The organism is Billgrantia endophytica (assembly GCF_002879615.1).
Classification (GTDB): Bacteria; Pseudomonadota; Gammaproteobacteria; order Pseudomonadales; family Halomonadaceae; genus Halomonas; species Halomonas endophytica.
In genome coordinates this window covers 1-20,674 of record NZ_PNRF01000028.1, presented here as the reverse complement: position 1 = coordinate 20,674, position 20,674 = coordinate 1, and the positions used below count along the sequence as shown (strand labels likewise).

Here is a 20,674-nt window from a genome sequence, read left to right as displayed (position 1 = left end):
AGCTAAAACGGGTTAACCTTTCTGGTTGATGACGGCTTCTACGATGCTGGAGGGCGCCTCGTCGTACTTCGCGAACTCCATAGTGTAGCTCGCACGACCCTGGGTCTGAGAGCGTAGATCGGTCGCGTAACCGAACATCTCACCCAGGGGCACCATCGCGCGGATGATCTTGCCGGAGGAAGAATCATCCATGCCCTGCACCAGACCGCGACGACGGTTCAAGTCGCCCATGACGTCACCCATGAAATCCTCGGGGGTCACGACCTCGACCTTCATCATCGGTTCCAGCAGCACGGCTTTGGCCTTTCTGGCCCCTTCCTTGATCGCCATGGAAGAGGCGACCTTGAACGCGTTCTCGTTCGAGTCCACGTCATGGTAGGAACCATCGTACAGCGTGACCTTGACGTTGATCATCGGGTAACCCGCGATGACGCCGTTCTGCAGCTGCTCGAAGGCTCCCTTCTCGACGGCGCCCACATACTCCTTGGGCACCACACCGCCGACGATCTCGGACGCAAATTTGAAGTTCATGTCTTCATCTTCGCCCTTGTCCGCCTCGGTGAGCGGCTCGATACGCAGCCAGACGTGGCCATACTGGCCGCGACCGCCAGACTGACGCACGAACTTGCCTTCCTGCTCGACGCTGCCGCGAATGGTTTCGCGGTAGGCGACCTGGGGCTTGCCGATATTGGCCTCGACCTTGAACTCACGACGCATGCGGTCGACGATGATGTCGAGGTGCAGCTCACCCATGCCGGAGATGATGGTCTGCCCGGTTTCCTCGTCGGTCTTGACGCGGAACGAGGGATCTTCCTGGGCCAGCTTGCCCAGTGCAACGCCCATCTTCTCCTGGTCGGTCTTGGTCTTCGGCTCCACGGCCACGGAGATCACCGGATCCGGGAACTCCATGCGCTCCAGCACGATCTTGTCGTTCAGATCGCACAGGGTATCGCCCGTGGTGACGTCCTTCAGGCCGATACAGGCGGCAATGTCGCCCGCCAGAACTTCCTTGATCTCTTCGCGGGAGTTGGCGTGCATCTGCACGATACGACCCACGCGCTCTTTCTTCTGCTTGACCGAGTTGTAGACGCTGTCGCCGGAGTTCAGCACCCCGGAATAGACGCGAATGAAGGTCAGGGTACCGACGAACGGATCGGTGGCGATCTTGAACGCCAGCGCGGCGAAGGGAGCATTGTCATCCGCCTCGCGGGTGGCGATGGTGCCATCCTTGTCGTCCAGCTCACCCTCGATGGCCTTGACCTCGGTGGGTGACGGCATGTACTCGATGACGCCATCGAGCACGGCCTGCACGCCCTTGTTCTTGAACGCCGAGCCGCAGGTGACCAGTACGATCTCGTTGGCCAGGGTGCGACGACGCAGGCCGGCCTTGATCTCTTCGACGGTCAGCTCACCGCCCTCGAGATACTTGTCCATCAGCTCTTCGGATGCCTCGGCGGCAGCCTCGACCATCTCTTCGCGGTACTTCTCGGCGGTCTCCTGAAGCTCGGCAGGAATATCGACGAGGTCATAGCTCATGCCCAGGCTGGCTTCATCCCAGAGAATGGCCTTCATCTGGATCAGATCGACGACACCCTTGAAGTCCTCCTCGGTGCCCCAGTTGATCTGGATCGGCACCGCGTTGGCCCCCAGCTTTTGCTTCAACTGGTCAACCACCATGAAGAAGTCGGCGCCAGTGCGGTCCATCTTGTTGACGAACACCATCCGCGGGACTTCGTACTTGTTGGCCTGGCGCCACACGGTCTCGGTCTGGGGCTGAACGCCGGACGAACCGCACAGCACCACCACGGCACCGTCGAGTACGCGCAGTGAACGCTCGACTTCAATGGTGAAGTCAACGTGCCCAGGCGTGTCGATGATGTTGATGCGGTGCTCATCGAACTGCTGATTCATGCCCTTCCAGAAGGTGGTGACAGCAGCCGAGGTGATGGTGATACCACGCTCCTGCTCCTGCTCCATCCAGTCGGTTGTAGCAGCGCCGTCGTGTACCTCGCCGACCTTGTGGGACAGGCCGGTATAGAACAGCACGCGCTCGGTCGTGGTGGTCTTGCCGGCATCGACGTGAGCGACGATGCCGATATTACGGTAGCGTTTTAGTGGAGTCTTGCGAGCCACGGTGGAACTCCCCGTTGGTTGGCGATGCGCTTAGAAGCGCACTTAGAAGCGGTAGTGCGAGAACGCCTTGTTGGCCTCGGCCATGCGATGCACGTCTTCACGCTTCTTGACCGCAGAGCCCTTGCCCTCGGCGGCGTCGAGCATCTCACCAGCAAGACGCTGCACCATGGTCTTCTCGCCGCGCTTGCGCGCCGCATCCACCAGCCAACGCATGGCCAGCGCCTGGCGACGCGAGGGGCGGACTTCTACCGGAACCTGATAGGTCGCACCACCGACGCGACGGGACTTGACCTCGACCATCGGCTGGATGGCTTCCAGCGCGCGATCGAAGATCTCCAGCGGCTCTTCCTTGCTACGCTCGGCAACCGTGTCCAGCGCACCATAGACGATGCGCTCAGCTGTGGACTTCTTGCCGCTGAACATCAGGTGGTTCATGAACTTCGCCAGACGCTCACTTCCGAACTTGGGATCCGGCAGAATCTCGCGCTTGGCTACTACTCTTCTTCTAGGCATGACAAGCCCTCGGTTGAAGGGTCTTTCAGGCAAACCCGGGACTCCCGCAGCTTGCGGCGCCCGGCCTTACTCTTATCAGACCGATAACAAATTCTTGGGTATCGCGAACCGCGGTCGATCAGGACTTCGGACGCTTGGTACCGTACTTGGAACGACCCTGCTTGCGGTTCTGTACGCCGGAGGTGTCGAGGGCGCCGCGAACGGTGTGATAACGCACACCCGGCAAGTCCTTGACACGTCCGCCGCGGATCAGCACCACGGAGTGTTCCTGAAGGTTGTGACCCTCACCACCGATGTACGAGGAAACCTCGAAACCGTTGGTCAGACGCACACGACAGACTTTACGCAGCGCCGAGTTCGGCTTCTTCGGGGTGGTGGTATAGACGCGGGTGCAGACACCGCGCTTCTGCGGACAGGCCTGCAGCGCCGGCACGTCGCTCTTGGCGGCGGGGCGCTTGCGCGGCTTGCGCACGAGCTGATTGATCGTTGCCATATTGTGTAGCTGACTCCAATGGTTGCCTTGCCTTCCAGCGGGCGCGGGCGCACCCACCCCACTGTTAAAGGCTGCGCATTCTAATGGCTGACGGGGTCTGGCGTCAAGCAGGGAGCACTGCCCCCTGCCGTTGCCGCACGCCGTCTACAGGTCATCGTCATCCGAATCGAGCGCGGTGAGCTGGGCGCCCAGCTCCTGCTCGACGTCGAAGGCCGACGGATGGAGCAGACGCTCAGTGTCTTCACGCTTGCGTCGACGCTCCTGATGGTGAGCCAGACCAGTCCCCGCCGGGATCAGTCGACCGACCACCACGTTCTCCTTCAGGCCACGCAGGTAATCCCGCTTGCCGGTCACCGCCGCCTCGGTCAGCACCCGCGTCGTCTCCTGGAAGGAGGCGGCGGAGATGAACGACTCGGTAGCCAGGCTGGCCTTGGTGATGCCCAGCAGCACCCGCTGATACTTGGCCGGGAATTTATCCGCCTTCTCGAGCAGGGCGTTCTGCTCAAGCACCCGAACCAGTTCGACCTGGTCGCCCGGGATGAAGTCGGAGTCACCGGAATCGGTGATTTCGACCTTGCGCAGCATCTGACGCACGATCACTTCGATGTGCTTGTCGTTGATGCCCACGCCCTGCAGACGGTAGACCTCCTGGATCTCGGCCGTAATGTACTTGGCCAGTTCCGCCACGCCCAGCAGGCGCAGAATGTCGTGCGGGTTGCTGGGGCCGTCGGAGATCACCTCGCCCTTCTCGACGCTTTCGCCTTCGAATACGGCAATCTGGCGCCACTTCGGGATCAGCGCCTCGAACGGATCGCCACCATCTTCCGGCGTGATCGTCAGGCGACGCTTGCCCTTGGTTTCCTTGCCGAAGCTGACCACACCGCTGATCTCGGCCAGAATCGCCGGCTCTTTCGGCTTGCGCGCCTCGAACAGATCGGCGACACGGGGCAGACCACCGGTGATGTCCTTGTTGCTGGACGCCTCGACCGGGATACGGGCCACGATCTCACCAATACCGATCTTGGCACCGTCGTCGGTGGAGACGATGGCCTTGCCCGGCAGCAGGTACTGCACCGGCGTATTGGAACCGACAACGCTCACCGGCTCGCCGGCCTCGTCGGTCAGCAGGATCATCGGACGCTTTTCGCGGCCAGCCTGCGGGCGCGCGGCGGACTCGATCACCTCGATGGAGGACAGGCCGGTCATCTCGTCCACGCTGCGGTGGATGGTGACGCCCTCGTCCATATCGACGTACTGCACCTTGCCCTCGACCTCGGCGATGATCGGATGGGTGTGCGGATCCCACTTGGCCACGGCCTGGCCGGCATTCACGGCCTCGCCGTCCTTGACGGAAAGCTCGGCACCATAGGGCAACTTGTAGTACTCGCGCTCACGGCCATGGTCATCGGCTACCGCCAGGGCACTGGAGCGGGAGACCACCACCAGCTTGCCGTCGGCACGCTCGACGAACTTCATGTTGTGCAGGCGCACCCTGCCACCATGCTTGACCTGGACGCTGTCCACCGCCGAGGCGCGCGAGGCGGCACCGCCGATGTGGAAGGTCCGCATGGTGAGCTGGGTGCCCGGTTCACCGATCGACTGGGCGGCGATGACGCCAGCCGATTCGCCGATGTTGACCTGGTGACCGCGAGCCAGATCGCGGCCGTAGCAGCAGGCACACACACCGTGAGCGGACTCACAGGTAATGGCGCTGCGCACGATGATCTCGTCGACACCCATGGTATCCAGGCGTTCGCACCAGGCTTCATCGAGCAGTGCACCCTTCTCGATCAGCACCTCGTCGGAAGCCGGGTCGATGACATCCTGGGCCACCACGCGTCCCAGCACACGCTGGGCCAGGGAAACGATGATGTCGCCACCCTCGATGACCGGATGCAGGGTCAGGCCCTGCTCGGTACCACAATCGGTCTCGGTGATCACCATGTCCTGGGCCACATCGACCAGGCGACGGGTCAGGTAACCGGAGTTGGCGGTCTTCAGTGCCGTATCCGCCAGGCCTTTCCGCGCGCCGTGGGTCGAGATGAAGTACTGGAGTACATTCAGCCCTTCGCGGAAGTTGGCCACGATCGGCGTCTCGATGATCGAGCCGTCCGGCTTCGCCATCAGGCCGCGCATACCCGCCAGCTGACGGATCTGGGCGGCACTACCACGGGCACCGGAGTCGGCCATGATGAACACGCTGTTGAAGGAGTCCTGCTCGACCTCCTTGCCCTCGCGGTTGATCACGGTCTCCTTCGAGATACCGACCATCATCGCCTTGGCCACCTTGTCGTTGGCCTTGGACCAGATGTCGATGACCTTGTTGTACTTCTCGCCGGCGGTCACGAGGCCGGAGGAGAACTGATCCTCGATCTCCTTGACCTCGGCCTCGGCCGCGTCGACGATCTCGCTCTTGGCATCCGGAATGACGAAGTCGTTCACGCCGATGGAGGCGCCGGACCAGGTCGCCATGCGGAAACCGGTATACATCAGCTGATCGGCGAAGATGACCGTGGGCTTGAGGCCGGCACGGCGATACACCTCGTTGAGCAGCTTCGAGATCGCCTTCTTCTTCATCGGCTGGTCGACCAGCTCGAAGGGCACGCCGTCGGGCAGGATACGGAACAGCAGGGCACGACCCGCGGTGGTGTCATAGATACGTTGCTGGGTGCTCTGCTCACCAGTCTCTTCGTCGACCAGCACCTCGGTGAGACGCACCTTGACCCGGGCATGCAGCGACACGCTCTGGGTGCCGAAGGCACGCTCGACCTCGTTGAGGTTGGCGAAGACCATGCCTTCACCCTTGGCATTGATCTTCTCACGGGTCATGTAGTACAGACCCAGCACCACGTCCTGGGACGGCACGATGATCGGATCGCCGTTGGCCGGCGACAGCACGTTGTTGGTGGCCATCATCAACGCACGGGCTTCGAGCTGGGCTTCCAGGGTCAGCGGCACGTGGACCGCCATCTGGTCACCGTCGAAGTCGGCGTTGTAGGCGGCACATACCAACGGGTGCAACTGGATCGCCTTGCCCTCGATCAACAGCGGCTCGAACGCCTGAATACCCAGACGGTGCAGGGTCGGGGCGCGGTTGAGCAACACCGGGTGTTCGCGGATGACATCGGCCAGAATGTCCCATACCTCGGGCAGCTCGCGCTCGACCATCTTCTTGGCGGCCTTGATGGTGGACGCCTGGCCGCTGGCCTGCAGCTTGGAATAGATGAACGGCTTGAACAGCTCGAGCGCCATCTTCTTGGGCAGACCGCACTGGTGCAGGCGCAGGGTCGGACCCACTGTGATGACCGAGCGGCCGGAGTAGTCGACGCGCTTGCCCAGCAGGTTCTGGCGGAAGCGACCCTGCTTGCCCTTGATCATGTCGGCCAGGGACTTCAGCGGGCGCTTGTTGGAGCCGGTGATGGCCCGGCCGCGGCGGCCGTTGTCCAACAGGGCATCCACCGCTTCCTGCAGCATGCGCTTCTCGTTGCGCACGATGATGTCCGGCGCATTGAGGTCGAGCAGCCGCTTGAGGCGGTTGTTGCGGTTGATCACCCGGCGATACAGGTCGTTCAGGTCCGAGGTCGCGAAGCGGCCACCGTCCAGCGGTACCAGCGGACGCAGGTCCGGTGGCAGCACGGGCAGCACTTCCATGACCATCCACGCCGGGTCATTGCCCGAGTTGTGGAAGGCTTCCAGCAGCTTGAGCCGCTTGGAGAGCTTCTTGATCTTGGTCTCGGAGTTGGTTTGCGGGATCTCCTCGCGCAGGCGATCGACCTCTTCGACCAGGTCGATGTCCTTGAGCAGCGCCTGGATCGCCTCGGCCCCCATGCGGGCGTCGAAGTCGTCGCCGAACTCTTCCAGCGCCTCGAAGTACTGCTCGTCGTTGAGCAGTTGGCCACGCTCCAGCGTGGTCATGCCCGGATCGATGACCACGAAGCTCTCGAAATAGAGCACGCGCTCGATATCGCGCAGGGTCATGTCCAGGAACATGCCGATGCGCGACGGCAGCGACTTGAGGAACCAGATGTGAGCGACGGGGCTTGCCAGCTCGATGTGGCCCATGCGCTCACGACGCACCGCCGCCTTGGTCACCTCCACGCCGCACTTCTCGCAGATGATGCCGCGATGCTTCATGCGCTTGTACTTGCCGCACAGGCACTCGTAGTCCTTCACCGGGCCGAAGATCTTGGCGCAGAACAGCCCGTCCCGCTCCGGCTTGAAGGTACGGTAGTTGATGGTCTCGGGCTTCTTGACCTCACCGAAGGACCAGGAGCGAATCATGTCCGGCGAGGCGAGCGAAATCTTGATCGCATCGAATTCTTCGGACTGTGACTGCGATTTGAGGACTTTCACCAAATCTTTCATGGAATCGGCTCCTAGCTCTCTAACTCGATATCGATGCCCAGCGAACGGATTTCCTTAACGAGTACGTTGAAGGATTCCGGCATGCCGGCATGCATGGTGTGGTCGCCGTCCACAATGCTCTTGTACATCTTGGTGCGACCTTCCACGTCGTCGGATTTCACCGTCAGCATCTCCTGGAGGGTGTAGGCGGCACCGTAGGCTTCCAGTGCCCAGACCTCCATCTCCCCGAAGCGCTGGCCGCCGAACTGCGCCTTGCCGCCCAGCGGCTGCTGGGTGACGAGCGAGTAGGAGCCGGTGGAACGGGCGTGCATCTTGTCGTCGACCAGGTGGTTGAGCTTGAGCATGTACATGTAGCCCACCGTCACCGGCCGGTCGAAGGCATCGCCGGTACGCCCGTCATACAGGGCCATCTGGCCGGAGTCCGGCAGATCCGCCAGGCGCAGGAGATCCTTGATCTCGCTCTCCTCGGCGCCGTCGAAGACCGGCGAGGCCATGGGCACACCGCTGCGCAGATTCTTCGCCAGGGCGATCACCTCATCGTCGGTCAGCGTATCGAGATCCTCGACCCGGGTTCCGGTGGTCGAATTGTAGACCTTGCCCAGGAATTCGCGGATCTCGGCGACCTGCTGCTCGCGGGCCTCGCGCAGCATGCGATCGATCTTCACGCCCAGCCCTTGAGCCGCCAGGCCCAGGTGGGTCTCGAGGATCTGACCGACGTTCATGCGCGATGGCACGCCCAACGGGTTGAGGACCACATCCACCGAAACGCCGTTGTCGTCGAACGGCATGTCCTCGACCGGCATGATGGCGGAAATGACGCCCTTGTTGCCGTGACGGCCAGCCATCTTGTCACCCGGCTGGATGCGACGCTTGACCGCCATGTAGACCTTGACGATCTTCAGTACGCCCGGTGCCAGGTCGTCGCCCTGAGTGAGCTTGCGCTTCTTGTCCTCGAAGCGCTCCTCCATCTCGCGGCGGCGATTCTCCAGCTGCTCGTCGGCCTGGGCCAGCAGCTCATTGAGCGACTCGTCCTGCAGGCGCAGCTTGAACCACTGCTGACGGGGCAGCTCCTCCAGGTAACTCTCGGAGAGCACGTCTCCCTTCTTCAGCTTGGGCCCGCCGTTGACCGGCTGGCCATTCAGGGTGCGCTTGAGGCGCTCGAAGGTGGCGTCTTCGGCGATACGGTAGGTTTCCTGAAGGTCCTTGCGCACCTCGTCGAGCTGCATCTGCTCGATGGCCAGCGCCCGGGAGTCCTTCTCCACGCCGTCGCGGGTGAAGACCTGCACGTCGATGACGGTACCACGCATGCCGGTGGGGGCACGCAGGGAGGTATCCTTCACGTCGGATGCCTTCTCGCCGAAGATCGCACGCAGCAACTTCTCTTCCGGGGTCAGCTGGGTCTCGCCCTTGGGCGTGACCTTGCCGACCAGGATGTCGCCAGGACCCACTTCGGCACCGATATAGACGACGCCCGCCTCATCCAGCTTCGACAGCGCCGACTCGCCCACGTTGGGAATGTCGGAGGTGATTTCCTCCGGTCCCAGCTTGGTGTCACGAGAGACGCAGGTCAGCTCCTGGATGTGGATGGTGGTGAAGCGATCCTCCTGCACCACCCGCTCCGACAGCAGGATCGAGTCCTCGAAGTTGTAGCCATTCCAGGGCATGAAGGCGATGCGCATGTTCTGGCCCAGGGCCAGATCACCCATGTCGACGGATGGGCCGTCGGCCAGGATGTCGCCGCGTGCCACGGTGTCGCCGGGGCGAACGATGGGGCGCTGGTTCATGCACGTGTTCTGGTTGGAACGCACGTACTTGGTGAGGTTGTAGATGTCGACGCCGGCTTCGCCGCCGATGATCTCGTCCTCGTTGATCCGCACCACGATACGCTTGGCATCGACCGAGTCGATGACACCGCCGCGGCGCGCCACGGCACAGACGCCGGAGTCGCGAGCCACGAAGCGCTCCATGCCGGTACCCACCAGCGGCTTCTCGGCACGCAGGGTCGGTACGGCCTGACGCTGCATGTTCGAGCCCATCAGGGCGCGGTTGGCATCGTCGTGCTCGAGGAACGGGATCAGCGCCGCCGCCACGGAGACCACCTGGCGTGGAGACACGTCCATCAGGGTGACCTGCTCGGGACGCATGAAGGTGGTTTCGCCCTTGTGGCGAACCTGTACCAGGTCGTCGACCAGCTTGTTCGATTCATCCACGGTGGCCGAGGCCTGGGCGATGATGAAATCGCCTTCCTCGATGGCCGACAGGTGGACCACCTCGTCGGTCACCTGACGATCCACGACCTTGCGGTACGGTGTCTCGAGGAAGCCGTAGCTGTTGGTGTGGCTGTAGGTGGCCAGGGAGTTGATCAGGCCGATATTCGGCCCTTCCGGCGTCTCGATCGGACACAGGCGACCGTAGTGGGTAGCGTGGACGTCACGCACCTCGAAGCCGGCCCGCTCACGGGTCAGGCCGCCCGGGCCGAGCGCGGAGACACGGCGCTTGTGGGTGACCTCGGAGAGCGGGTTGTTCTGGTCCATGAACTGGGAGAGCTGGCTGGAACCGAAGAATTCCTTGACCGCTGCCGCCACCGGCTTGGCATTGATCAGGTCCTGAGGCATCAGGCCTTCGCTCTCGGCCATGGACAGGCGTTCCTTGACCGCACGCTCGACGCGCACCAGGCCGACACGGAACTGGTTCTCCGCCATTTCGCCGACGCAACGGATGCGACGGTTGCCCAGGTGATCGATGTCATCCACCTCGCCGAAGCCGTTGCGGATGTAGATCAGCTCCTTGAGCACGTCGAGAATGTCACGGTTGTCGAGCACGCCGGAACCGGTATCGCTATCGCGACGCAGGCGACGGTTGAACTTCATGCGACCGACGCCCGACAGGTCGTAGCGGTCCTCGGTGAAGAAGAGGTTGTGGAACAGCGTCTCGGCGGCCTCCTTGGTGGGCGGCTCGCCGGGGCGCATCATGCGATAGATCTCGACCAGCGCTTCGAGCTGGGAACCGGTGGTATCCAGCCTGAGCGTATCGGAGACGAAGGGACCACAGTCGAGGTCGTTGGTGTACAGCGTCTCGAGGGTGGTGATACCCGCCATGCCGAACTTCTCGAGCAACTCGGGGGTGATCGCGGTGTTGCAGGGGCAGATCAGCTCACCGGTACTGGAGTCGACCTGGTCCTTCGCCAGGGTCTTGCCGAACAGGTATTCCATCGGCACTTCGAGTCGCTCGAGACCCGACTTTTCCAGCTGGCGAATATGCTTCTGGGTGATCCGGCGACCTTCCTCGACGATCAGGTTGCCCTCGCCATCCTTGATATCGAAGGTGGCGGTTTCGCCGCGCAGGCGCGACGGCACCAGTTCCACGGAGAAGCCGGACTTCTCGATGTGGAAGGTACTGGTCTCGAAGAACTCGTCGAGGATCTCCTCGGCGCTCAGGCCCAGTGCACGCAGCAGGACCGTGGCCGGCAGCTTGCGGCGGCGGTCGATACGCACGAACACGTTGTCCTTGGGATCGAACTCGAAGTCGAGCCAGGAGCCACGGTAGGGGATCACGCGGGCGGAGTAGAGCAGCTTGCCGGAGGAGTGGCTCTTGCCCTTGTCGTGATCGAAGAACACCCCCGGCGAGCGGTGCAGCTGGGAGACGATGACCCGTTCGGTACCATTGACGACGAAGGTACCGTTTTCGGTCATCAGGGGGATCTCCCCCATGTAGACTTCCTGCTCCTTGATATCCTTGATGGCCTTGTTCGAGGAGTCCCGATCGTAAATGATCAGGCGAACCTTGACCCGCAGGGGCGCCGAATAGGTAACGCCTCGCAGCTGACACTCCTTGACGTCGAAGGCCGGAGTGCCGAAGCGGTAGCTGACATATTCGAGTGCTGCGTTGCCGGAAAAGCTCTCGATCGGGAACACGGACTTGAAGGCCGCGTGAAGGCCGGTCTCGAGGCGCTCCTCGGCCGAACGGTCCTGCTGGAGGAAGTCGTAGTAGGAATCAAGCTGGATCGCCAGCAGGTAGGGCACATCCATCACTTGGGGCAGTTTGCCGAAATCCTTGCGGATGCGTTTTTTCTCAGTGTATGAGTAAGCCATCTGTATTCCCCAGCTTGTTCACCATGGGTGACCGATGCGTGGTCGGCGCCGCCCGACGGGACCGCCCCCGTCAGGCGCTGACGGCAAGCTCCACAGAGGGTAGCTCGCCGTCGGGATTCTTCTAGCGACGCTGCGTCAGCAAGGCGCTAGTGCAACAGAAAAAGGCCGGCAGCGGGAGGGCCCGCCACCAGCCGTGGAAGCTTACGCAGCGCGTGAAGCCATGGGCACAAGGATTACTTGAGCTCCACGCTCGCGCCGGCTTCTTCCAGCTTCGCCTTGGCCGCTTCGGCCTCGTCCTTGGACAAGCCTTCCTTGATGGTAGCCGGCGCACCGTCAACGGCGCCCTTGGCTTCCTTGAGGCCCAGGCCGGTCAACTCGCGAACGGCCTTGATCACGTTGACCTTCTTGTCGCCGGCTGCGGTCAGCACCAGGTCGAACTCGGTCTGCTCTTCGGCAGCGGCTTCGCCACCGGCAGCCGGGCCGGCCATGACGGCAGCCGCGGCAGAAACGCCGAACTTCTCTTCCATGGCTTCGATCAGCTCGACGACGTCCATGACGGACATGTCGGCGACGGCGTTGATGATGTCTTCTTTGGTCAGTGCCATTTTGATCTTCCTAACTTTGCGGGAGCCTCGGCTCGCCGAGCGCTCGTATATTCAGATTTCGATTCAGGCAGCGGGAATGAGTTCGCCTGTCAGGCGGCTTCTTCCTGCTTCTGGTCGCGCAGGGCGGCCAGGGTACGAACCAGCTTGCCGGCGGACGCCTCTTTCATGACGGACATCAGCTTGGCGATGGCCTCGTCATAGGTCGGCAGTGTCGCCAGGCGGTCAATGTCGCTAGCCGGAATCAGCTCGCCTTCGTAGGCCAGCGCCTTGACTTCGAAGTTCTTCTCATCCTTGCCAAACTCCTTGAACAGGCGGGCGGCTGCGCCCGGATGCTCGGTGGAGAAAGCCAACAGAGTCGGACCAACGAAGCTCTCGCTCAGGCATTCCCACTGGGTGCCTGAGAGGGCGCGGCGTGCCAGGGTGTTGCGAACAACACGGATCTGCACGCCATTCTCGCGAGCCTGCTTGCGCAGATCGGTCATCTTGCCGACCGTCACGCCACGAGAATCGGCAACGACGACGGAGAGCGCGCCCTTGGCCGCTTCACTGACCTCGGCAACGATCGCCTTCTTGCCTTCGAGTGCTAGTGGCACAGTGATCACTCCTTCGTGCCGGAGCCTCACGATGCGGGCTCCGGTGGTTACCATCTCTTCCAACTCCTGCCTTGCGACTCTCTGTTGGAAGTCCTGGGTGATGGTGCTCACCAGCGATCTGGCGGCCACACCATCTGCGCAGGCACCCCTCGGGGGAGATTAAGCCACCCACTCGAAAGAGGGCGGCGCCTGCGGTCTTTGACGGTGCCCCAACTTGCTGAATCAGCGCACGGGGACCGCAAAGTTCCTGCAACCTGCTACTACTGCTCGTTCTTCCTGCCTCGGACGACCGACTCGTTAGACGAGAGCGGAATGTTCGAGGGTCACACCCGGGCCCATGGTAGTGGACAGGGTGATCTTCTTGAAGTAGATGCCCTTGGAGGTGCTCGGCTTCAGACGCTTGAGGTCGGAAACCAGCGCTTCCAGGTTGCCCTGGATCGAGGCGACATCGAAATCGACCTTGCCCAGGGTGGTATGAATGATGCCATTCTTGTCGGTACGGAAACGCACCTGACCCGCCTTGGCATTCTTGACCGCCGTGGCCACGTCCGGCGTCACGGTGCCGACCTTGGGGTTGGGCATCAGGCCACGCGGACCCAGGATCTGACCCAGTTGACCGACAACGCGCATGGCGTCCGGCGAGGCAATGACCACGTCGAAGTCGAGCTGGCCTTTCTTGACCCGTTCGGCCAGGTCCTCCATGCCGACGATGTCGGCACCGGCTTCCTTGGCGGCATCGGCGTTGGCACCCTGGGTGAAGACAGCGACGCGAACGTCCTTGCCGGTACCGTTGGGCATGACGGTGGCGCCACGCACGACCTGGTCGGATTTACGCGGGTCGACGCCAAGATTGATGGCGACATCCAGGGACTCACGGAACTTGACGGTGGACAGCTCATTGAGCAGCGCAACGGCTTCTTCCAGGGAGTACGCCTTGGTCGGATCGATTTTCTCGCGAGCCAGCTGAGCACGCTTGGACAGTTTAGCCATGATCAGAGACCCTCCACGTTCAGGCCCATGCTGCGGGCACTACCGGCAATGGTGCGCACAGCGGCATCGAGATCGGCAGCCGTCAGATCCGGCTCCTTGGTCTTGGCGATCTCTTCGAGCTGTTCGCGGGTCACGGTGCCGACCTTCTTCTTGTTCGGCTCACCGGAGCCGGACTTGATGCCAGCCGCCTTCTTCAGCAGGACCGCCGCGGGCGGGGTCTTGGTGACGAAGGTGAAGCTGCGGTCGGAGTAGACGGTGATGACCACGGGAGTCGGCAGACCCGGCTCGATTTCCTGCGTAGCCGCATTGAAGGCCTTGCAGAACTCCATGATGTTCACACCGTGCTGACCCAGCGCGGGGCCCACGGGGGGACTCGGGTTGGCTTTGCCAGCTGCGACCTGCAGCTTGATGTAAGCCTGTACTTTCTTGGCCATGTGTAGACTCCAGTTGGGTAATAGCGCCTCGAAAAACGCTGCTCAAATGTCTGTGCGGGCGCCTTGCGCTTCATCCCGCTCGCCAATTTGTTCAGCGTCCTTCTTGCGGCTCCCCGGGTTAAACGGCCACCGAAGTGGCCGCACAGCAAATCAGAGATCGAGGATCATTCCTTCTCGACCTGCGCGAATTCCAGCTCGACCGGAGTCGCCCGACCAAAGATCAGCACGCTGACCTGCAAGCGACTCTTGTCGTAATTGACTTCCTCGACGACGCCATTGAAGTCGGCGAAGGGACCATCCACGACTCGCACGGACTGACCCGGCTCGAACAAGGTCTTGGGACGCGGCTTGTCGGTGCCGTCCTTGACCCGCCGCAGGATGGCGTCGGCTTCCTTCTGAGTGATCGGAGCCGGTTTCTCCTTGGTCCCGCCAATGAACCCCATGACACGCGGGGTCTCGTTGACCAGATGCCAGGTGGCGTCATCCATCTCCATCTCGACCAGCACGTAGCCGGGATAGAACTTGCGCTCACTCTTGCGGCGCTTGCCGTCGCGCACTTCGACGACTTCTTCGGTAGGCACCAGAATTTCGCCAAAGCGGTCTTCCATGCCATACAGCTTCACGCGCTCGACCAGGGAGCGCATGACATGCTTCTCGAAGCCCGAGTAGGCGTGAACGACGTACCAACGCTTGGACATGAAAACTCCTAACCGATGACGCCGGACATCGCCCAGCTGAGAAGGGTGTCGATCAGCCACAGCATCAGCCCGACCACCAGCACGGCGACAAGCACAATGGCCGTGGTCTGCACGGTTTCGGGACGGGTCGGCCAAACCACGCGCTGGATCTCTTTCTTGGCGCTCTTGGCTAGCTCGGCCAGCTCGCGACCCCTGGTGGTAGTCAGCGCAACCAGCGCCGCCCCCACACACAGGACAACGACACCCAGCACGCGGTAGAGAATTGCCTGGTCGGCAAAGTAGGTGTTACCCACCACCGCCAGACCCAGCAAAGTGACGACAACCGCCCATTTGAGCCCGTCGTGGCGCGACTCCTGCACCTCGGCGTTATGTTTCATGAAAACGAGACTCCTCAGGGTGCGGCAATCGAATCAACAATCCGGTAGATGGTTGCCAACCTGGGGGAGGTTGGCAGGCCAGGAGGGAATCGAACCCCCAACCTGCGGTTTTGGAGACCGCTGCTCTGCCAATTGAGCTACTGGCCTGTATCTGGTATGCACCACCCTTTGCAGGCAGCATGCACAACAGCGGGCGCCATGATAGCGAAGGTATCGCTTCCTGGCAACCCCTTCCCGACACCTCGGCGTCATGAAGAAATGAGAAAGGCGGGCCTTGGCCCGCCTTTCCGCAGTTTGGAGCTCATGGACGGATTTGAACCGTCGACCTCACCCTTACCAAGGGTGTGCTCTACCCCTGAGCTACATGAGCAAAACCCTCTGGCACAATCTCTTTCATGCCACGGCGCCGATCTCCATCGTCAGCGCCTGCCATACTGGAGCGGGCAGCGGGGATCGAACCCGCATCATCAGCTTGGAAGGCTGAGGTTCTACCATTGAACTATGCCCGCTCACCCACTCTGGCTGCCGAATCGCCAAAGCCGATCACAGCAGAATACTTGGTGGAGGGGGAAGGATTCGAACCTTCGAAGCTTTCGCGGCAGATTTACAGTCTGCTCCCTTTGGCCACTCGGGAACCCCTCCAGCTGGCGGCTAATTCTACCGCCTCCGAGACCCTTGTCAAGTGCTTGTTTATCAGCAACTTGCTTGGGCAAGAGCTCGACTCAAGCGAACCCTCCGCCTCGGAACGCGCTGCATTGTGTCAAAGCAACATGGAGAATGCAAGGCCAGCCCGGATTTTTTCCAGCCCGGCCGGAGGCGGCACGCGCGGGGCGCCGGACATGCGGCCCGCTCGCTCCGCAGCCGTCAGCGGAAAGCAGGCCTCCAGGCCGCCATATACCATATCGGGCCAGACCGCGTGGGGTGATTGCACCCCTCGTGCCACCACTCGGGCATCGCCACCGGTCAACAGCATTGGCAGTGCCACGCCCTCGCGGTCGCATACCTCCGCATAGATACGGTTGATGGCGCTCACTGCCGCCATGTAGATACCATGGTTCACCGCCTCGACCGTCCGCGTGCCTGGCAGCAGCAGTTCCTCAGCCTCGCTGTCGGGATCGATGGCCACATTCCGGGTCCCCAGCTTCAGGCTCTCTTTCATCAACCGCAGCCCAGGGACAATGTAGCCCCCCAGGTGCCGCCCACCCGGCAGAACAAAATCAACCGTTATGGCGCTTCCGCAATCGACTGCGCAACAGCCCCCTGCCAGCTGGTAGCCGGCCAGCACGCCCATCCAGCGGTCCACACCCAGCCTATGCGGTTCCTGATACCCGTTGACCACCCCTAGCGCTTCTGCCGTGGAATGCGCCACATGCACGCTCTGCACACGATGCTGCAGCAGCGATACGGTCTGTTCCAGTACCGCGGCCCTGGCCACACTGGAGATTCTGACCGCCTCAACCACATCCAGATCGGGAATATCGGAGCCCGGCTTCCACTCCTCGCGAGTCCAGACAGCACCGCGCGAGCGGATCTCGCTACTGTCAGTATCCTTCAGACGCCATTTGGATAGCGTATTGCCAATATCCAGGTCCAGGATCATGAATGAGCACGCACGCTGATTTCTCCCCCCGCCAGCCTTTCACGTCCACCTTCACGACGTATCCACAGATTACCTGACTCATCGACGGATTCGGCCACCGCCATGTAACTCTGATCGCCCCGATGAATGTCGACATCACATCCGGAAAAGGCATGACGGGCGTTCCATTCGTCCTGCCAGGCAGCAAAGCCATGGGTTTCGTACGTCGCCAACAGAGGCAACAGCTCCTCCAGAAGTTCAGCGGCCAGGTGATTGCGCGACAGGCCCGGCGCCTGATCGTGAACCGCCGTCACCGGCTGCTCGATCTTGTCACGAAAGGCCGTCGGCAAGCTGACATTGATGCCCATTCCAATCACGACCTCACAGGGGCCGGCAGCGTCACCACTGATTTCGACCAGTATGCCGGCAAGCTTGCCCAGCCTGCCTTCGGTGCTCTCCAGAAGCACATCATTGGGCCACTTGAGCTTCGGTGCGACCCCATGGCGCTCCAGCACACGAGCCAATACGACACCCACAGCAAGACTGAGCCCTTCCAGCGCGATCACTCCCGACTCGAAGCGCCACCCGATCGACAGCATCAGGGCGTGCCCCCAGGGAGTCGTCCAGCTCCTGCCTCGTCGCCCCCTGCCTTCGCTCTGTTGCTCGACCAGGCAGACCTCGCCATGGCCCGCCCCCTGCTCGAAGCGCTGGCGAATGAACTGGTTACTGGATGGCAGCGTCTCCTCGATGAATAGGCGGGTTAGATGCTGCCTTCCGCCTCGGGCAAGCTCGGCCACGATGACACCGCCATCCAGAAGTTCCAGCGGAGTCGACAGCCGATACCCCTGCCCCTTTACCGCCTCCAGGGGGATGTCCAGCGCCTCGAGTTTCTTCAACTGCTTCCATACCGCTGTACGCGACACGCCCAGCCGCTCACCCAGTTGCTCTCCGGAATGGAACTCTCCATCGCTCAACAGGCGGATCAAATCACCGATGGTCATGCCCTATTGCCCCAAGCGGGAAAAGGCTCATTCTAGCGGAACTGCAGCAGGCCCGGAAATGTACTGATAGAAAAAGAAAAACCCCAGCTTCGTTGGAAGCTGGGGTGTCTGAATAAGTGCCTGACGATGACTCGGGCGGCGCTCCGCTACTCTCCATGGGAGGCCCCCAAACGACGAAACCCAGCCTCTGTCGAAGCTGGGTTTCTGAATAAGTGCCTGACGATGACCTACTCTCGCATGGGGAGACCCCACACTACCATCGGCGCTGAGCGGTTTCACTGCTGAGTTCGGCATGGGGTCAGGTGGTTCCCACTCGCTAAGGTCGTCAGGCAAAACTGGCGGGAATCATGCTGGCGTGATCGTCTCGCGTCGAATCGTCGACGGCGTATCCGCAATTGCGCGCGTAATGCGCAGACCCCTTGGGGTTATATGGTCAAGCCTCACGGGCCATTAGTACCGGTTAGCTCAACGCCTTGCAGCGCTTCCACACCCGGCCTATCAACCAGCTGGTCTCGCTGGGCCCTTCAGGAGGCTCGAGGCCTCGGGGACGTCTCATCTTGAAGGGGGCTTCCCGCTTAGATGCTTTCAGCGGTTATCCTGTCCGCACATAGCTACCCGGCAGTGCCACTGGCGTGACAACCGGAACACCAGAGGTGCGTCCACTCCGGTCCTCTCGTACTAGGAGCAGCTCTTCTCAAACGTCCAACGCCCACGGCAGATAGGGACCGAACTGTCTCACGACGTTCTAAACCCAGCTCGCGTACCACTTTAAATGGCGAACAGCCATACCCTTGGGACCGACTTCAGCCCCAGGATGTGATGAGCCGACATCGAGGTGCCAAACACCGCCGTCGATGTGAACTCTTGGGCGGTATCAGCCTGTTATCCCCGGAGTACCTTTTATCCGTTGAGCGATGGCCCTTCCATACAGAACCACCGGATCACTAGAACCTACTTTCGTACCTGCTCGACGTGTCTGTCTCGCAGTCAAGCACCCTTATGCTCTTGCACTCACTGCACGATTTCCGACCGTGCTGAGGGTACCTTCGTGCTCCTCCGTTACTCTTTAGGAGGAGACCGCCCCAGTCAAACTACCCACCACACACTGTCCTCGATCCGGATAACGGACCTGAGTTAGAACGCCAATGATGCCAGGCTGGTATTTCAAGGTCGGCTCCCCCCGAACTGGCGTCCGGGGTTCCTAGCCTCCCAGCTATCCTACACAGGCAACATCAGCGTCCAGTGTGAAGCTATAGTAAAGGTTCACGGGGTCTTTCCGTCTAGCCGCGGGTACACAGCATCTTCACTGCGATTTCAATTTCACTGAGTCTCGGGTGGAGACAGCGTGGCCATCATTACGCCATTCGTGCAGGTCGGAACTTACCCGACAAGGAATTTCGCTACCTTAGGACCGTTATAGTTACGGCCGCCGTTTACCGGGGCTTCGATCAGGAGCGTCGCCCGAGGGCTAACACCATCAATTAACCTTCCGGCACCGGGCAGGCGTCACACCCTATACGTCCGCTTGCGCGTTTGCAGAGTGCTGTGTTTTTAATAAACAGTTGCAGCCACCTGGTATCTTCGACCGCCTCGTGCTCCGGCCGCGAGGGCCTTCACACTAACGCGGCGTGCCTTCTCCCGAAGTTACGGCACCATTTTGCCTAGTTCCTTCACCCGAGTTCTCTCAAGCGCCTTGGTATTCTCTACCTGACCACCTGTGTCGGTTTGGGGTACGGTCCCACTGTATCTGAAGCTTAGAGGCTTTTCCTGGAAGCGTGGCATCGATGACTTCCACCCCGTGGGGTGTTCGTCTCGTCTCTCGGCTGTCTCCATGAAGAGAGCGGTCCGGATTTACCTGAACCACTGGCCTACCGACTTTCACCAGGACTACCAACGCCTGGCTCACCTAGCCTTCTTCGTCCCCCCATCGCAATACAGTGAGGTACGGGAATATTGACCCGTTTCCCATCGACTACGCCTTTCGGCCTCGCCTTAGGGGCCGACTCACTCTGCTCCGATTAGCGTCGAACAGAAACCCTTGGTCTTCCGGCGGGGGAGTTTTTCACTCCCCTTGTCGTTACTCATGTCAGCATTCGCACTCGTGATACCTCCAGCAGACTTCTCAATCCACCTTCATCGGCTTACACGACGCTCCTCTACCGTGAGCCTGCATCCAAGGACGCACGCTCACCCGTAGCTTCGGTACCTGGTTTAGCCCCGTTACATCTTCCGCGCAGGCCGACTCGACTAGTGAGCTATTACGCTTTCTTTAAAGGATGGCTGCTTCTAAGCCAACCTCCTAGCTGTCTGAGCCTTCCCACCTCGTTTCCCACTTAACCAGGATTTCGGGACCTTAGCTGACGGTCTGGGTTGTTTCCCTTTTCACGACGGACGTTAGCACCCGCCGTGTGTCTCCCACGCTGGCACTCACCGGTATTCGGAGTTTGCCTCGGGTTGGTAAGTCGGGATGACCCCCTAGCCGAAACAGTGCTCTACCCCCGGCGGTGATACGTGAGGCGCTACCTAAATAGCTTTCGAGGAGAACCAGCTATCTCCGGGCTTGATTAGCCTTTCACTCCGATCCACAAGTCATCCAAATCTTTTTCAACAGATCCTGGTTCGGTCCTCCAGTTGATGTTACTCAACCTTCAACCTGCTCATGGATAGATCGCCCGGTTTCGGGTCTATTCCCAGCGACTGGTCGCCCAGTTAAGACTCGCTTTCGCTACGCCTCCCCTAATCGGTTAAGCTCGCCACTGAAAATAAGTCGCTGACCCATTATACAAAAGGTACGCGGTCACC

General features: G+C 61.2%; 13 protein-coding genes, 4 tRNA genes and 2 rRNA genes. All 19 read right to left on the bottom strand.

Annotated features, from left to right (window positions below; genetic code table 11):
* Positions 1 to 12: 12 nt before the first annotated feature.
* The gene (gene fusA / locus C1H69_RS13275; protein ID WP_102653880.1) at positions 13 to 2,133 is read right to left on the bottom strand and encodes an elongation factor G; all 2,121 of its coding nucleotides are present in this window, start codon (positions 2,131 to 2,133) and stop codon (positions 13 to 15) included.
* Positions 2,134 to 2,175: 42 nt separating this feature from the next.
* A complete protein-coding gene (gene rpsG / locus C1H69_RS13270) occupies positions 2,176 to 2,646 on the bottom strand; it encodes a 30S ribosomal protein S7 (RefSeq protein ID WP_102653879.1) in 471 nt (156 codons plus the stop codon).
* A 118-nt stretch (positions 2,647 to 2,764) separates the two neighbouring features.
* Positions 2,765 to 3,139, bottom strand: a complete 375-nt coding sequence (gene rpsL / locus C1H69_RS13265; protein WP_010626462.1) for a 30S ribosomal protein S12 — start codon at positions 3,137 to 3,139, stop codon at positions 2,765 to 2,767.
* Between the two features lie 144 nt (positions 3,140 to 3,283).
* Positions 3,284 to 7,504, bottom strand: a complete 4,221-nt coding sequence (gene rpoC, locus C1H69_RS13260; protein ID WP_102653878.1) for a DNA-directed RNA polymerase subunit beta' — start codon at positions 7,502 to 7,504, stop codon at positions 3,284 to 3,286.
* Positions 7,505 to 7,515: 11 nt separating this feature from the next.
* Positions 7,516 to 11,595, bottom strand: coding sequence for a DNA-directed RNA polymerase subunit beta (gene rpoB / locus C1H69_RS13255; RefSeq protein ID WP_102653877.1), 4,080 nt, complete (start codon positions 11,593 to 11,595; stop codon positions 7,516 to 7,518).
* Between the two features lie 233 nt (positions 11,596 to 11,828).
* Positions 11,829 to 12,200, bottom strand: a complete 372-nt coding sequence (gene rplL, locus C1H69_RS13250) for a 50S ribosomal protein L7/L12 (protein WP_102653876.1) — start codon at positions 12,198 to 12,200, stop codon at positions 11,829 to 11,831.
* A gap of 89 nt (positions 12,201 to 12,289) precedes the next feature.
* On the bottom strand, positions 12,290 to 12,793 hold the full coding sequence (gene rplJ / locus C1H69_RS13245; protein WP_102654133.1) for a 50S ribosomal protein L10: 504 nt from the start codon (positions 12,791 to 12,793) through the stop codon (positions 12,290 to 12,292).
* A 297-nt stretch (positions 12,794 to 13,090) separates the two neighbouring features.
* Entirely contained in the window at positions 13,091 to 13,783 is a 693-nt protein-coding gene (gene rplA / locus C1H69_RS13240; RefSeq protein ID WP_102653875.1) for a 50S ribosomal protein L1, read from the bottom strand.
* A 2-nt stretch (positions 13,784 to 13,785) separates the two neighbouring features.
* Positions 13,786 to 14,217, bottom strand: a complete 432-nt coding sequence (gene rplK / locus C1H69_RS13235; RefSeq protein WP_016419070.1) for a 50S ribosomal protein L11 — start codon at positions 14,215 to 14,217, stop codon at positions 13,786 to 13,788.
* A 164-nt stretch (positions 14,218 to 14,381) separates the two neighbouring features.
* Positions 14,382 to 14,915: a transcription termination/antitermination protein NusG gene (nusG, locus tag C1H69_RS13230; RefSeq protein ID WP_102653874.1), complete on the bottom strand. Its 534-nt coding sequence runs from the start codon at positions 14,913 to 14,915 to the stop codon at positions 14,382 to 14,384.
* 8 nt (positions 14,916 to 14,923) lie between these two features.
* Positions 14,924 to 15,292: a preprotein translocase subunit SecE gene (gene secE / locus C1H69_RS13225; protein WP_102653873.1), complete on the bottom strand. Its 369-nt coding sequence runs from the start codon at positions 15,290 to 15,292 to the stop codon at positions 14,924 to 14,926.
* Between the two features lie 71 nt (positions 15,293 to 15,363).
* Positions 15,364 to 15,439 (bottom strand) — tRNA-Trp (locus C1H69_RS13220).
* A gap of 148 nt (positions 15,440 to 15,587) precedes the next feature.
* Positions 15,588 to 15,662, bottom strand: a tRNA-Thr gene (locus C1H69_RS13215).
* 65 nt (positions 15,663 to 15,727) lie between these two features.
* A tRNA-Gly gene (locus C1H69_RS13210) sits at positions 15,728 to 15,801 on the bottom strand.
* Positions 15,802 to 15,850: 49 nt separating this feature from the next.
* Positions 15,851 to 15,934: transfer RNA gene (locus C1H69_RS13205), tRNA-Tyr, on the bottom strand.
* Positions 15,935 to 16,052: 118 nt separating this feature from the next.
* On the bottom strand, positions 16,053 to 16,892 hold the full coding sequence (locus C1H69_RS13200; protein WP_102653872.1) for a type III pantothenate kinase: 840 nt from the start codon (positions 16,890 to 16,892) through the stop codon (positions 16,053 to 16,055).
* Positions 16,889 to 17,872, bottom strand: a complete 984-nt coding sequence (locus tag C1H69_RS13195) for a biotin--[acetyl-CoA-carboxylase] ligase (RefSeq protein ID WP_102653871.1) — start codon at positions 17,870 to 17,872, stop codon at positions 16,889 to 16,891. Before C1H69_RS13195 ends, C1H69_RS13200 begins: the two co-directional genes overlap by 4 nt.
* Positions 17,873 to 18,086: 214 nt before the next feature.
* A 5S ribosomal RNA gene (gene rrf, locus C1H69_RS13190) occupies positions 18,087 to 18,202 on the bottom strand.
* Between the two features lie 99 nt (positions 18,203 to 18,301).
* Positions 18,302 to 20,674 (bottom strand): 23S ribosomal RNA (locus tag C1H69_RS13185); the annotation flags it as partial.

What these genes read in the sequence shown, in the direction of transcription:
- rpoC (WP_102653878.1), bottom strand. Translation starts at nt 7,504, where the DNA reads ATGAAAGATTTGGTGAAAGTCCTCAAATCGCAGTCACAGTCCGAAGAA.
- rpsG (WP_102653879.1), bottom strand. Translation starts at nt 2,646, where the DNA reads ATGCCTAGAAGAAGAGTAGTAGCCAAGCGCGAGATTCTGCCGGATCCC.
- rplL (WP_102653876.1), bottom strand. Translation starts at nt 12,200, where the DNA reads ATGGCACTGACCAAAGAAGACATCATCAACGCCGTCGCCGACATGTCC.
- rpoB (WP_102653877.1), bottom strand. Translation starts at nt 11,595, where the DNA reads ATGGCTTACTCATACACTGAGAAAAAACGCATCCGCAAGGATTTCGGC.
- C1H69_RS13200 (WP_102653872.1), bottom strand. Translation starts at nt 16,892, where the DNA reads ATGATCCTGGACCTGGATATTGGCAATACGCTATCCAAATGGCGTCTG.
- rpsL (WP_010626462.1), bottom strand. Translation starts at nt 3,139, where the DNA reads ATGGCAACGATCAATCAGCTCGTGCGCAAGCCGCGCAAGCGCCCCGCC.
- rplA (WP_102653875.1), bottom strand. Translation starts at nt 13,783, where the DNA reads ATGGCTAAACTGTCCAAGCGTGCTCAGCTGGCTCGCGAGAAAATCGAT.
- rplK (WP_016419070.1), bottom strand. Translation starts at nt 14,217, where the DNA reads ATGGCCAAGAAAGTACAGGCTTACATCAAGCTGCAGGTCGCAGCTGGC.
- secE (WP_102653873.1), bottom strand. Translation starts at nt 15,292, where the DNA reads ATGAAACATAACGCCGAGGTGCAGGAGTCGCGCCACGACGGGCTCAAA.
- C1H69_RS13195 (WP_102653871.1), bottom strand. Translation starts at nt 17,872, where the DNA reads ATGACCATCGGTGATTTGATCCGCCTGTTGAGCGATGGAGAGTTCCAT.
- nusG (WP_102653874.1), bottom strand. Translation starts at nt 14,915, where the DNA reads ATGTCCAAGCGTTGGTACGTCGTTCACGCCTACTCGGGCTTCGAGAAG.